We start from the raw sequence: 13,863 nt of genomic DNA on the forward strand, positions 1-13,863 counted from the left end.
AACCTTCGCTTTGAGTTCTGCGTGTTAATTTTGAATATTGTAACAAAAATCAAGAGCGATGCTAAAAGCCCATTACAGCCACGGCGGGCGACGTCCGGGGGCGGGTCGGCCGACGGGCACCGGGAAGTACAAGGAAGCGACCAAGCCGGTCCGCGTACCGCTGAGCCTGATTCCGTCGGTGCAACGGCTCATTTCCGAAGCCAAGCAGACCCTGCCGCTCTACGCGTGTGGTGTAGCGGCCGGGTCGCCTACGCCCGCCGACGATCATTTGGAGAAGTACCTCGACCTGAACGAGTACCTGGCACGCCGCCCGGACGACACCTTTCTGGTGCGGGCGCACGGCGACTCGATGGTGGGGGCGGGCATTCACGACGGCGACATTCTGGTGGTGGACCGCAGCGCCGAGCCGGAAGACGGGCGGATCATCATCGCGGTACTGAACGGCGAGCTGACCGTCAAGCGCCTGCGCCAGTGGCAGGAAACGGAGGGCAACCGCGTGGAACTCTGGCCCGAAAACGCCTTGTATCATCCGATTTCGGTCGGGGAGGGGACTCATTTCTTCATTTGGGGGGTCGTGACCAACGTCATTCACTCGCTGTAGGAAACATACGCCAGACACCTTACGCAATCCGTTTGCGGGCAAGGATGAATCGTTGCCCCGGGCCGCTGCATTCTCTTTTCTTTCTATTCTATTTCCCACTTTGATTCAACCAGCCAGAAGAGCTACTTTTATGGACGTTCAACTCTACGAGAAGTTAAGCCGTAAACTAGGGCGAGACACAACCCAACAGCTCATGGACTACATCGAAAGTCAGTCGAAAGACTGGGTCACGAAACACTTTCTGGCAGCCGAACTCGAAAAGATGCGCGGCGAGATCCACGAAGTGCGTCGCGAAAACGCCGAGGTCAAAAGCGAAATGATCAAGTGGATGTTCGTGTTCTGGCTGGGGTCCGCCCTGTCCACCATCGGCGGCATCGCCGGTCTCCTCAAACTGGCCGGCGTGTTGTAACTACTTTTGTACCGCTTTAGATACGTGACAGCGAGCTTCTCCCTATAGAGGCTCGCCTTTTTATAGCTAGTGCCGAATTAGCAACGTTCGACTGCTTCCTGCGAAAAATTCCCGGTCCGCACCGAACCCTCGGTGCCGGAAACCAGTACCTACCTTCAGAGGGTTCGCCCCACTTTTTTGACGTGTCCATCTCATTTTTTCATCGGGTGCCGCCGTGGCACCGTTACCTACTTTTTTATGAAAAGCCCACGTTTTACGCATTTGCTGGTCGTGATGGCCCTCCTGTGGCCGCTGCACGGTTGTCAATGGATTGAAGACTTGTATCCGCCCAAGCCACAGCCGACGCCCGGGGCGGAACTGATCGAAGTAGCCCGCTCCGCGACGCAATGGACGGGCGTGGCTGTGTCGACCGACGAGCGCATTTTCGTCAATTATCCCAACTGGTCGCCCGACCATACGATTTCTGTGGCTGAGGTCCTCGACACGACCACCGTCGTGGCGTATCCGAACGAGGCATGGAATACCTGGGACGCCTCGCTCGATCCGGCCACGCATTTTGTGTGTGTGCAGGCCGTCTGGACCGATGCCTCGGGCTACCTGTGGGTGCTCGATCCGGCCAATCCGCAGCGCAACGGCAAATACCTGGGGGTAGTACCCGGCGGAGCCAAACTGGTGCAGATCGACCTGGCGACCGGCGAGGTGGTGCAGACGTACGGCTTTGCCGCCCCGGCCATCACGCCGAACAGCTACCTGAACGACGTGCGGTTCGACCACGACCGACAGGTGGCTTACATCACTGACTCGAACGAAGGGGCGATTGTGGTATTGGACCTGGCGACCGGCGAAGCGCGCCGCCTGCTGGCGAATCATTATTCTACCAAGTCGGAGAATCTGGTGTTCGAAATCGACGGTACCGTCTGGCGGAATCCCGATGGCTCGTTGCCTTCGGTACAATCGGACGGCATTGCGCTCGATGCGGCCAAGGAATACCTCTATTACCAGGCGCTGACGGGAAAAACGGTCTACCGGATCGGGACGGCATGGTTGCGCGACCCTGCACTTTCGGAGGCCGAGCTGGCCGCAAAGGTGGAAAACGTGGACGTGCTGGCCGCTGCCGATGGCATCATTTTCGGGCCGGAGGGCGCGCTGTACCTGACCGACGTGCCCAACAAGGCGGTGCAGCGTTACACGATCGGGGGGCACCCTGTAACGTGGGTGCAGTCCGACGAGCTGGAGTGGCCCGATACGTTTTCGGTAGGGCCAGACGGCTACCTCTACGTGACCACTTCGCAGATTCACATTCCGAACCCGACGGAACCGTATCGTCTGTTCAAGATCAAACTACCGTAGTGGCGCTAACGAACTGTGTTTTGTAAGAAGCCTTCCGGCGATAGGGTCCTGCCGCCGGAAGGTTTCTGTTGTTTCACCCTTTGTAGACTTCTTCCATGTGGATTCTTTTCGCCTTGCTGGCCGCCTTTTCGGCCGCCGTGGTGGTCACCCTTTCCAAAGTCGGTATCAAAAACATCGATTCGAGTGTAGGCTTTGCCATCCAGTCGATCCTCATCGTCATTGTTGCCTGGAGCGTGGTTTTCTTCCAGGGCAATGCTTCACACCTGGCCCGGATCGACAAACGCTCGTGGATTTTTCTGGTGCTGGCCGGCATCATCACCTGCCTTTCGTCGCTGTTCAGTTTCCGGGCCCTGAAACTCGGCGATGCGGCGCGCGTGGCTTCGCTCGACAAGGTTTCGCTCGTCTTTGCGGTCATCATGGCCGTCGTGTTCCTGAAAGAAAAAGCCAACTGGCAGGTGCTGCTCGGCGTGGGGCTGATGGGCCTGGGCGCGGTGATCATCGCCCTGGCCCGCGAGTCGGCCGGATAGCCGGAGGACCGCGGCAAACCGGCGGCGCCTCAGTTCATCAGGGTGGAAATCAAGGCGATGCGGCTCTGTGCGCTAGGGGGTTGCCGTCGGCGTGTAGGGGCCGTACACCGCGTCGCGAAACTGCTTGTGCAACTGGCCGTAGAAAGGCATGATCTGCACGAACAGCACGGCCGTGAGCTCGTTGGCCGGGTCGACCCAGAACAGGGTACTGGCCGCGCCGTCCCAGAAAAATTCGCCGACCACGCCGTTGTTTTCTTCCGCCGTTTGGGGAGGGCTGACTCGCACTGCAAAGTCGATCCCGAAGCCAACGCGCCCTTTGCTGGGCAGCCAGGAACGCTCCGTGACGCTGTCCGGCAGTTGGTTGGTGGCCATCAGTTCGACCGTTTCGGGTTTCAGGATGCGCGTACCGTCCAGTTCGCCTTCGTTCACCAGCATGCGCGCAAAACGCATGTAATCGTCCACAGTAGACGTAAATCCGAAGCCACCGGGCGTCAGGGGCCAGTGGCGCGTGTTGAGCGCATGCGCCAGGGAGTCGGGCACGCGCGTCAGGCCGGTGCTGTCGTTGCGCAGGTAGAGGGCCGCAAACCGATCACGGTCTGCCTCCGGAATAAAGTAGCGCGTCTCGTCCATGCCGAGCGGCCCGAAAATATGCTCCTGCACGTACTGATCGAACGGCTGGCCCGAGAGGCGCTCCACCAACAGGGCCTGCACATCGACCGACGGCCCGTAGGCCCATTGTGCGCCGGGCTGGAACCAGAGCGGCGCCTGGGCAAACTTTTCGGCCATCTGCGTCAATGTATTTTCCCGGTTCATCGGATCGACCTTTTTCAACAGAGCACCGACGTAGGCCGTATCGGGGCCGCTGGTGAGGCCGGACGTATGGCGCGTCAGGTCGCGGACCAGCATGGGGCGGTGCGGCGCTTCCAGCACGGGTTGGCCGGCGGCATCGTTCCCGGCGTAGACCTGCAGGTTCGCAAACTCCGGGATGTAGTTCGCCACCGGGTCATCGAGCTGAAACTTTCCTTGTTCGTAGAGTTGCATCAGCGCCACGCCGGTGATGGGCTTGGTCATGGAAAAAATCTGCACGAGGGTATTGCGCGCCATGGGGACGTTTTCTTCCCGATCGGCCATGCCGAAGGCGTTGAAATAGACCTCTTCGCCTTTTTCGAAGACCAGGGCGGAAACCCCGGCCACCTGACCGGACGTTACCTGCGCCTGCAAGGTGGAATCGAGGCGGGCTTTTGCCAGGGTGTCGACCACGAGCGAGGCGTTGACCGTGGTGGTATCCTGGTGCGTTTCGGAAGTAGCGCATGCCGCCAGCAGCAGGGAGGCCGCCAGTGCCATGCGAGAAAATTGCTTCATGGGAGAGAAAGTAGGGTTTCGGGGCAAAAGATAGGAAAATCCGCTGAACGAACGATTGTGGCGTGCCCTTCTTTCGTACCATGAACCCTACCCAAAAGCCCTGCGGGGACAAGGCGCGTTCCAGAAACGAACGGCCCCGCACCAACGCAAGGGCTTTTTTATAATGTCTGAATGTCCCCCGCGCCGCTCGGATTACGTTGTTGCAATCAACGCCAACGTCGCGGCAACGGATGATTTTATTCGTGATCAGTCAGCTGGTAAGAACGGCAGAGCGCACCCAGGGAAGCCAGCATTTCTGTCGTACGATTCAGATCCGCACGGCCCCGCCGTCGAACAGCGGCACCGTCATGGTGAAGTTTTCCGGATAGCAGAGTTTCTGTTCTTCCAGCAGACCCAGGGCAATCTGTTCGCCCAGCCGGATGGATTCGATGTAGTCCGAATAGTAGTGCACCCCGCCCCAATTGCGACCGATGGCGATGTTGGCCGCCAGTTTGTTGAGTTCGCCTTCTACCGTCAGCGGTTTGTCCAGCTCGATGGCGATCAGCCGGCTGCCGTCGTTGGACGGCTCGTAAGCGACGGGCTGCGCATCGTCGAACCAAGCCGGAGGCGTCCAGCCATGATCGAAGTACGCTTTCAGGATGGTGATGCAGGCCCCCGCCACGGTGGCGTGCCCCGCGCCGTACGACGGATGCATCGGCGAGCCTTCCGGAAAGGCCATGGGCAACAGATAACTGTCGGCCGCGCTGTCCACTTCGTCTGAAAAATACGTCGCGTTGTTGGCAGCATTGTGGGCTTTGACCACGTCGGGGAAGGCGGTCCCGTTCCAGTGCAGGGCCGACAGGCCTTCGGCGATGGGCCGAAACGGAGCCAGTTTGCCGGTTTTCAGCGCATTGATCTTGTGCCAGCGGTCGAAATGCCCGCCCATGGCTTCCGGACGCAGGCGCCGGTGTACATTGAACTTCTGGTAGCGGACGGCCTTCAGCGCCCGGGTCGCTACTTCGGTCACGAGCGTCAGGATGTGTGGCCCGCCGAAGTGGGCAAACCCCTGTTGCTTGTCAAACACATCGGCCTCCAGAAACGGAATGCCCCGGTCGAAGGGCGCGCCGCTGGACAGCAGGAAGATGCAGGCATTCAGGTAGGCTTCGTAAAGAGCGTCGTAGTGCACATAGGTAGCCAGGTCGCGCGGGGTGGTGATGAAGCGGTGGCCATCGGGCGGGCAGGGGTTCTTCTTGGTGGGTCTGGTCGGCGCCTCGTAACTCTCCAGGCCGCGCAGGTCGGCTCCGTTCTGTACGTCGATAAAGGGTGCCCAGATCGTGAGGTAATCCTTGCAGGGCGTGGCAATGCGTACCTTCTGCTCAATACTGATTGCGCCGTAGCGAATGTAGCCCTGGTCGGCCTGACGCGCGGCGGGTGCCGGCATTTTACTTTCGAGCGAGGTGTTGCCCAGCAGCAGGAATTGCGAGAGATAAGGCCCCACCTGTTCGCCGGGCGTCTGGCCCCGAAACCCGTTGGAGCCATCTGCCTGTAGCGTACGCCGCCGCGCGGCTTCCGCGAGTGTCGGGGGCTTGGCCAAAGCACCGCCGTTGAACCACGCCAGCGAGTTGAGGAACGCCGTGGCGTGGTCGAAGCTGTCTGGATCGGCGCAGGGGGGAGGGCTGGTTTTGTCCGCGGGGCGGGCGCTGCACCCGGCCGGCAGCCTGAAGTGCCGGAAGGGCAGGTCGCGCAGCAACGCCATGGCGTAGAGTTCGGCAATTTCGCCCAGCAGTTCGTCGCTGTCCAGCCGCGGCGCGGGGGGCATGGTTACGGCTTGGGCGTCGGGCCCTTGCAGGTCGAACACGTTACCGGCCCCGGCGCTTTCCCAGGCGCGCACATATGCGCCTTTTTCAGCAGGATTCTTCGGATTGGGCGGGTACTCTTTCGCCATGTTCGAACACCAGGCACTGGCACGTGTCGCGGCGGTAGAATCGACCTTGATGCGTTCGTCGCTGGGGCAATTGGGCGTCACGAATTTCACCCCCGGACCGAGCGGCGTGTGCTGGAAGTCGACCGGATCGCCCGACTGAATGCCCGCCACGAACAGTTTGTAGTCTACAGGATTCAGCAGCAGTCCGGTGGTGAGGTCGTGCGGCAGCCCCTTGGTGAAGCTGGCCAGACACGTGATGGGGCAGTCGGGTCGGTCGCTGTAGTCGCGGTACTCGTACTCTTCTTTGTTGTTCAGGTGGTGGGGGTGAGGCCGGTGTGACGCCAGCTTGGCGGCTTCGTTGCGGACGGTCTCGGCAGTAGTAGGACGGGCGGTTTGCATAAAGAAAAGGTGCGGATGAGATGGAAGAAAGTAAGATCAGGCAGCGGCTGGCCAGGGTGCAGCGCGCTGGAAACGAACGTAGCGGGAAAAGCAAGCAAGCCGGGGCAACGGCCGGTGGCGAACGCAAGGCCATGGGGCGAGACGCTTCCGCAGGAAGAATACAACGCTGGTCAGCGGAGGAAGAAAAGCGTGACGTCTAAACGCGCAGGTGCTCCTGGCGGAAGCAGCTCAGAGCGGCATGACAGCGGCCGAAACGCCGACGTGCGCGGGCCTGGACTCGCACCAGAAACGCCCAATTCGTAAAGCAAGGTCGCCGGTTCTCCGCACAAGCTCAATACCTATTTTTCAGTATTTTCTAGCGCCCGGCGCTTCATTCGGCCGTTGCGGGTTGGGACACGCGTTGGAACCGGTGCCTGAAGTCGGACGGGTTTTGCCCGTGGCTCTTCTTGAAAAACTTGTTGAGGTGACTTTCGTCGAAAAAGCCGAATTCGGCCGCGATCTGTTTGAGGCTGTCGTGGCTATAGCGGAGTCGCTGCTCAATCAGCTTGAGGCGGTAGTGGCCCACGTAATCGCGCAGGGTAGTGCCGACCTGATTCTTGAACAGAATGCCGAAATAATGCGGCGAGTAGTGAAAGTGATCGGCCAGACTTTTGAGGGTCAGTTGCGACGGCTCGTAAATGTGGCGCTCGATGTAGTCCAGCATTTCGGACGTTTCGCTGGGGGCCGATTCGGCCGGAGGGGTGCCCGGCGGCACGTGGTTCCGCTTGATCAGCGTAATCAGAAGCGAAAAAAGCTGGAAGATCATCCGTTGGTGATGCAACGCCTGCCGTTGGTACTCGGCCGAGATCATCTCCATCAGGTTTTCGGCCAGCTGGGTATCGTGCTCCGACCGCAGGAGGCTGCACTTTTTCATCTGCGTCTGCGTCGTCCACAACAGATGGTCCACGTCGCGGTTCCAGTGGACCGGCAGTTGTAAATCGGCACTATCCTGCAAATAGAGTCGCGTAAACTTGAAGTAGATGAAGCGGGTCCGTTCTTCGATCCGGAACTCGTGCTCGTCTTCCGGGCCTAACAGAAACAAATCGCCCCGCTGGTACGGATTGCCAAGACCATTGATGTGGTGCGTACCCCGCCCCCGCGCGATGTAAATAAGTTCGAAATGGTTGTGGTTGTGCAGCGGATGCGTCCACCGGTCCAGTTCAAAGTCTTCTACTTTCAGGCTTTCGAATTGTTTGTAGCGCTTCATGCGGGATGTTTTTACAGCAAAACCATTGAAATATACAAGAACTCCCCCAGCTCGCTTTCGTTTTTTTACCCGACCAAGTACGATTTCTGAACCGCCGTGCTGTGCAGCAGTAGCGGTATCGATAACGACAACCATGGAAAAACGACGCTTAGGAAATACCGATTTGCATACGGCTCCGCTGGTCTTCGGCGGCAACGTGTTGGGGTGGACCCTCGACGAACAAGAATCCTTTGCCATCCTGGACAGCTTTGTGGACGCCGGTTTTAACGCCGTCGATACGGCCGACGTCTACTCGCGCTGGGCGGCAGGCAATCAGGGTGGCGAATCGGAGACAATTCTCGGCAAATGGATGAAGCAGCGCGGCAACCGCGACCAGATCCTGCTCATCACCAAAGTGGGTTCTGACATGGGGCAGGGCCACAAGGACATCTCCGAACGTTACATCCTGCAGGCCGTCGACAAGTCGTTGCAACGCCTGCAAACCGACCACATCGACCTGTATTTTACCCATTGGGACGACGACAAAACTCCGGTCGAAGAGACGCTGGGAGCTTACCAGAAGCTGATCGACGCCGGGAAAGTCCGGTGGATCGGTGCATCGAACCTGTCGCCCGAACGACTTCAGGCATCGCTGGATGCCAGCGAACATCAGAACCTGCCCCGCTACGAAGTGTTTCAGCCGGAATACAACCTCTACGACCGGCAGGGATTTGAGGAAGGCGTGGGACCTCTCTGCGAAAAATACGGGTTGGGCGTCATCACATACTTCTCATTAGCCAGTGGTTTTTTGAGTGGTAAGTACCGTCGGAGCGACGACCTCGACAAAAGTGTGCGCGGAGGCGGCATCAAAAAATATTTAAATGAGCGGGGAGACCGCATTTTGAGTGCGCTGGACGCGTTGGCCGAAAAGCAGGGCGCTACACCCGCCGCGGTCACGCTGGCGTGGCTGATGGCCAAACCTGCCGTGACGGCTCCGATTGCCAGCGCCACAAAAGCCAAGCACATCCAGGCCTTTCAGGAAGCGGCTCAACTCAAACTGAGCGCCGAAGACAGGGAGCAACTGCAAGAAGCGTCGGCGTACTCGCAAACCGCCTGATACTACTTTTTCAACTTTACGAACCCACTTTTTCAACTGAAAGCGTTCTGCGTCCACGACGTAGGACGCTTTTGTTTTTGAGAGGCTTTGTCCCAGCGTTTGGTTCGCTTCGACGAAGTGCGTCAGCTTACGAATACAGCCGGAACAGGTGCTGGAAAACGTAGTGGCTGATGTCCCGCCGGAGCTGCTCCGGATCGGTGCCGTCGCCGTCCGTGTTGGTGATCCCGAGGCAGGCCGTGCCCGACGTGGGATGAACGTAAAAGAAGGAGTAAAATGCTTTCTGGGTGCCCGTATGGCCAATCACCTCCATACCGTCGAAGGCCTCCACGAAGAACGATAACGCCACTGACGAGCGTACGCCCTCCACCTCCTCAATCGGGTGCTGCACCTGCCAAAGCTCTTCCAGCGACGCCCGCTTCAAGATTTCGTATTCGGTTGGTTGCCCGGTCAGGAAATTCAGGTACTTCACCATGTCGTCGAGGGGGGCGTTCAGGCCTCCGTTCGACGCCGTAATGCCGGTATCGAAATCGATGCCGTTGGCGTGGGGCTGTCCGTCGCGTACGGTATAGTTGTTGGCGCGGTACCGCAAAAGGTGGTAGGGCGTGGTGTCGTAGTAGGAGTGGTACATGCCGAGCGGTTTGAGTACGTTTTTGTCCATGTAGACCTCAAACGGGTCGCCGCTCAACTGCGCAATGATCTGTCCTAAAAAAATGATGGCCGGGTTCGAGTAACTGAAGCGGGTGCCCGGCGCAACCAAAATTTCGGTGTACGGAAACATCGCCACCAACTGGCTCCACTCCGTCGGCTCAAACGGATGCCAGGGCTGGTCGCCGCCCCACGGCCACGTCGGATCGCGGAATCCCGCCGAATGGCTCAGGGCCATCTTGAGCGTCAGGTCGTCCATCGAACCGAACGGGTTGTGGACCCGCCGCAGTTCGGGCAGGTACTTCGTCAGCGGGTCGTCCAGCGAAAGCCGGCCCCGGTCGCGGAGCTGCATGAGGGCAATTGCCGTGAAGGTCTTCGTAATCGAGGCCCAGTGGAAGATCGTTTGCGCATCGACCGCGCGGGGTGGTGCCAGGTCGGCCATTCCCACGTAACTGTGGCCGATCACCTTCCCCTTTTCCAGGAACAGCAGCGCGCCCCCCACCACCTGTTGGTCGCGGAGCGTCTGGCGAAAATAGTGGTCGGTGGCTTTCCAGGCCTGGGAAAACGAACGAGGTTGGGCAAACGTCATGGCAGAAGCAGAAGGAATCACGAGACAGTAAACGTAAGGAAACCACGGAGTGACTTCCTGGCAGGCAAGGTAGCCGATTTTGGGGCGTCGGGCGATGGCCTACGCAGAACTACCGAAAACCGAACCGGGAGGCGTTTGGTGGGTTTGATCTTAAAACAGGAATTTGTAATCTGCACGCTCCCAAACCTACCCTACCATTCATGAATTCACTATCTGCCTTCCACCGTCACGAAGTAAAGCAACGCATGTCGTCCGAAACGTTCGATCTCCTGGTGATCGGGGGAGGCATTACCGGGGCGGGCATTGCGCTCGATGCCGCGTCGCGGGGCCTGAAAGTGGCGCTGGTCGAGAAGTACGACTTTGCCTCGGGCACAAGCAGCCGCTCGACCAAACTGATTCACGGGGGGCTGCGCTACCTGAAGCAACTGGAAATTGCGCTGGTGCGCGAAGTGGGACGCGAGCGGGCCATTGTCCATCGTCTGGCACCGCATCTGGTCACGGCCGAAAAAATGCTGCTGCCCCTGACGAAAGACGGGACCTACGGCAAGTTGGCGACGTCGGTGGGGTTGTTTGTGTACGACGTGCTGGCCGGTGTCGAGAAGCCCGACCAGCGGGTGATGCTTTCGAAAGAGGAAGCGCTGGAAAAGGAGCCTCTCCTGGACCCGACCGACCTGGAAGGGGGCGGCTACTACGCCGAATACCGGACCGACGACGCCCGTCTCACGGTCGAAATCATCAAAACGGCGGCCCGCTACGGGGTGCTGAGCCTGAACTACATGGAAGTGGTCGACTTCGAATACGACGCGGGCGAGGTGAAGGGCGCACAGTGCCGCGACGGACTCTCGGGCGATGCGCTGACGATCCGTGCGCACTACGTGGTGAGTGCGGCGGGCCCCTGGGTCGATCAGTTGCGCGACAAAAACCATTCGCTGAGCGGGAAGCGGCTGCACCTGACCAAAGGCGTGCACCTGGTGGTACCGCACGAGCGGTTCCCGGTGAAACAGGCGGTGTATTTCGACGTGTTCGACGGGCGCATGATCTTTGCCATTCCGCGCGGTAAAATTACCTACATCGGCACGACCGATACCGACTACACCGGCGACATCAACCACGTGGTCACGAAGCGATCGGACGCCCATTATTTGTTGCGGGCGGTCAACCAGGCCTTTCCGACCGTGAACCTGACCCTCGACGACGTCGAGTCCAGTTGGGCGGGACTGCGGCCGCTGATTCACGAGGATGGCAAATCGGCGTCGGAACTTTCGCGGAAAGACGAGATTTTCGAATCGGAAACCGGCCTCATTTCCATCGCCGGCGGGAAACTGACGGGATACCGGAAAATGGCCGAACGGGTGGTCGACCGCATCTTCCGGAAGGAAGAAGGCCAACGGCCGTTCCGGGAGTGCCTGACCGATCAGATCGTACTGGCGGGCGGCGAGTTTGCCGACGAAGCGGCGGTCGGGGCGTACGTGCGGCAGGTAGAACAGCAGATTACGCCGCTGGGGCTCACCTCTTACGACGCGTACTACCTCGTACACAACTATGGCCGCGATACCGACGAAATTCTGGATCTGCTCAAAAAATCGCCCGATCAGCCGGAAATCAACCTGGGGCTGGCCGAACTGGCCTTCTGTTTCGAGCACGAAATGGTACACCGCCCCCTCGACTTCTTCGAACGCCGGACGGGCCGCCTCTATTTCAACATCACCAGCGTGCCGCTTCTGCTCGACCCGGTTCTGAAAGAGTTCCGGCAGCGGTTCGGCTGGGACGATGTGACGTACATTGCGCAGCGCGAGGCGGTCAAAACGGCCCTCTACGAAGCCAGCCAGATTTTTAAAGAAGAGTCGGCCGATCACTATTAAGTGAGTATAAGCCGCGCACATTCGGGTCTTTAGTGCCTGAATCGACTGCCGCCGGGTAGTGTTCCACCATCTCTATCCTTCTTGTATATGCTGCTTGCTTTTGCCTCTTTTGTAGGCTTTACGGCCCTGGTGGCCTTTTTTTCCTGGTACAAGTTGCGCAAAGACGCGCTCGACTCCAGCGAGGGGTACTTTCTGGGCGGCCGCAGCCTGACCGGCGTCATCATTGCCGGCTCGATGCTGCTGACCAACATTTCGACCGAGCACCTGATCGGCCTCAACGGCTCTTCCTACAAAAACGGGATGATCGTCATCGCCTGGGAGGTGACCTCGGCGCTGGCGCTGGTGGCCGCGGCGCTCTACTTTGTCCCCAAGTACCTGAAGCTGGGCGTCACTACCATTCCACAGTACCTGGAGCACCGGTTCGACCGCCTGACGCGTACGCTGATCGCCCTTTTTCTGATGGTGTCGTTCGTGGTAACGCTGCTGCCCATCGTGCTTTACACCGGCGCCATCAACCTCGAAAGCCTCTTCAACGTGGCCGAAGTGTTCGGCGTCAGCCATACGGAGGGCCTCTGGATCACGGTGATTGTGGTAGGCCTGATCGGCAGCGTCTACGCCATTTTCGGGGGCCTGAAAGCGGTGGCGTACTCCGACACACTCAACGGCTACGGCCTGCTGCTGGGCGGCCTTCTGATTCCGCTGCTGGCCCTCTGGAACATCGGCGACGGCAACCCCCTGCGCGGGTTAGAGCAGGTGTATGCCCGCGCGCCCGAGAAGTTCAACGTAATCGGTGCGAAAGATTCGGTGCTGCCGTTCGAAACGCTGTTTACGGGACTGATCATCAACCAACTGTATTTCTGGTGCATGAACCAGACCATCGTGCAGCGGGCGCTGGGCGCCAAAAACCTGATCGAAGCGCAAAAAGGTCTGCTCTATACGGGCCTGCTCAAAATTCTGGTGCCGATCATCATCATCCTGCCCGGCATCATCAGCTTCTACTACTTCGGTGACGCCTTCTACGACCAACAGGACCGCGTCTATCCGGAGCTGGTCAAGCGGGTGCTGCCCACTTGGCTCTACGGCTTTTTTGCGGCGGTGATCATGGGTGCGGTGCTCAGTACCTTCAACAGTGTGCTGAACAGCGCGGCTACCATTTTTAGCTGCGATTTGTACAAACAGCACCTGAACCAAGGCGCGACCGAGCACCAGCAGGTCGTGGCGGGCAAGCTGGCGTCTGCCCTGATGGCCGTGTTCGCCATTGCGATGGCCCCCTTGGTGGCCGATGCGCCGGAGGGCCTGTACCAACTGTTGCAGCAGCTGAACGGCATCTTCTTCATTCCGATTGCGTCCATCATGCTGGCCGGCTTTTTCCTGCCCTACGTCTCGGCGCTGGCCGCCCGGGCGACGCTGTTTGTAGGGCTGGCGTTTTACGTGCTGACGTTCTTTGTGTTCCAGGTCGACCTCCACTTCATCCACCTCTGGGGCATCGAATTTGTGCTGAACATGGTGGTGATGCTGTCGGTATCCTACTTCTTCCCCGCTCGCCAGCGCCGCCCCGAAGCACCGTGGCCCGTCGGCAGTGCCTGGAAGTACGCTCCGCACATGGGCCTAGCCCTGACGGCCATCACCATTCTGATCTACATCTGGCTGGGGCAGTAAGAGTTAAGAGTTAAGAGTTAAGAGTTAAGAGTTAAGAGTTAAGAGTTAAGAGTTAAGAGTTAAGAGTTAAGAGTTAAGAGTTAAGAGTTAAGGCTACCCTTAAAAGACATTGGGAACGAAATGACCTTCCCCCGTTTCAGTGGATAATTGGAAAAGCACTATCTTATTCACTAAAGGGAGAAATATATGTCACATCGAAAAAACTATACTAGAGA

Annotated in this window: 11 protein-coding genes; 7 read left to right on the forward strand and 4 right to left on the reverse strand. The window is 58.9% G+C overall.

Going from position 1 to position 13,863, the window contains the following annotated elements:
- Positions 1 to 58: 58 nt before the first annotated feature.
- The 4 genes from BLR44_RS03345 (at position 59) to BLR44_RS03360 (ending at position 2,887) form a co-directional block, all read left to right on the forward strand.
- Entirely contained in the window at positions 59 to 601 is a 543-nt protein-coding gene (locus tag BLR44_RS03345) for a LexA family protein (RefSeq protein WP_089678967.1), read from the forward strand.
- 193 nt (positions 602 to 794) lie between these two features.
- Positions 795 to 1,010 (forward strand): hypothetical protein, encoded by a 216-nt coding sequence (locus tag BLR44_RS03350; protein WP_089678970.1) that lies wholly within the window; start codon positions 795 to 797, stop codon positions 1,008 to 1,010.
- A 237-nt stretch (positions 1,011 to 1,247) separates the two neighbouring features.
- Positions 1,248 to 2,360 (forward strand): SMP-30/gluconolactonase/LRE family protein, encoded by a 1,113-nt coding sequence (locus tag BLR44_RS03355; RefSeq protein WP_089678973.1) that lies wholly within the window; start codon positions 1,248 to 1,250, stop codon positions 2,358 to 2,360.
- Between the two features lie 95 nt (positions 2,361 to 2,455).
- Entirely contained in the window at positions 2,456 to 2,887 is a 432-nt protein-coding gene (locus tag BLR44_RS03360; RefSeq protein ID WP_089678977.1) for an EamA family transporter, read from the forward strand.
- A gap of 72 nt (positions 2,888 to 2,959) precedes the next feature.
- Here BLR44_RS03360 and BLR44_RS03365 read toward each other — a convergent pair whose 3' ends face one another.
- The 3 genes from BLR44_RS03365 to BLR44_RS03380 form a co-directional block, all read right to left on the reverse strand.
- Entirely contained in the window at positions 2,960 to 4,249 is a 1,290-nt protein-coding gene (locus BLR44_RS03365; protein WP_089678981.1) for a serine hydrolase domain-containing protein, read from the reverse strand.
- A gap of 307 nt (positions 4,250 to 4,556) precedes the next feature.
- Positions 4,557 to 6,551 carry a vanadium-dependent haloperoxidase gene (locus BLR44_RS03370; protein ID WP_089678983.1) on the reverse strand — a complete coding sequence of 665 codons (1,995 nt, stop codon included), beginning with the start codon at positions 6,549 to 6,551 and terminating at the stop codon, positions 4,557 to 4,559.
- A gap of 370 nt (positions 6,552 to 6,921) precedes the next feature.
- Complete coding sequence (locus BLR44_RS03380) at positions 6,922 to 7,797, reverse strand: helix-turn-helix transcriptional regulator (RefSeq protein WP_176955881.1); 876 nt, start codon at positions 7,795 to 7,797, stop codon at positions 6,922 to 6,924.
- Positions 7,798 to 7,930: 133 nt separating this feature from the next.
- Here BLR44_RS03380 and BLR44_RS03385 point away from each other — a divergent pair, with 133 nt between their 5' ends.
- On the forward strand, positions 7,931 to 8,893 hold the full coding sequence (locus BLR44_RS03385; RefSeq protein WP_089678992.1) for an aldo/keto reductase: 963 nt from the start codon (positions 7,931 to 7,933) through the stop codon (positions 8,891 to 8,893).
- Positions 8,894 to 9,020: 127 nt separating this feature from the next.
- Here BLR44_RS03385 and BLR44_RS03390 read toward each other — a convergent pair whose 3' ends face one another.
- On the reverse strand, positions 9,021 to 10,148 hold the full coding sequence (locus tag BLR44_RS03390; protein ID WP_089678995.1) for a serine hydrolase domain-containing protein: 1,128 nt from the start codon (positions 10,146 to 10,148) through the stop codon (positions 9,021 to 9,023).
- Between the two features lie 179 nt (positions 10,149 to 10,327).
- Here BLR44_RS03390 and BLR44_RS03395 point away from each other — a divergent pair, with 179 nt between their 5' ends.
- Together BLR44_RS03395 and BLR44_RS03400 are read left to right on the forward strand one after the other, a co-directional pair.
- Positions 10,328 to 11,989, forward strand: coding sequence for a glycerol-3-phosphate dehydrogenase/oxidase (locus tag BLR44_RS03395; RefSeq protein WP_089678998.1), 1,662 nt, complete (start codon positions 10,328 to 10,330; stop codon positions 11,987 to 11,989).
- A gap of 87 nt (positions 11,990 to 12,076) precedes the next feature.
- Positions 12,077 to 13,648, forward strand: coding sequence for a solute:sodium symporter family transporter (locus BLR44_RS03400; RefSeq protein ID WP_089679000.1), 1,572 nt, complete (start codon positions 12,077 to 12,079; stop codon positions 13,646 to 13,648).
- Positions 13,649 to 13,863 lie beyond the last annotated feature (215 nt).

It is taken from the genome of Catalinimonas alkaloidigena (assembly GCF_900100765.1).
Lineage (GTDB): Bacteria > Bacteroidota > Bacteroidia > Cytophagales > Flexibacteraceae > Mooreia > Mooreia alkaloidigena.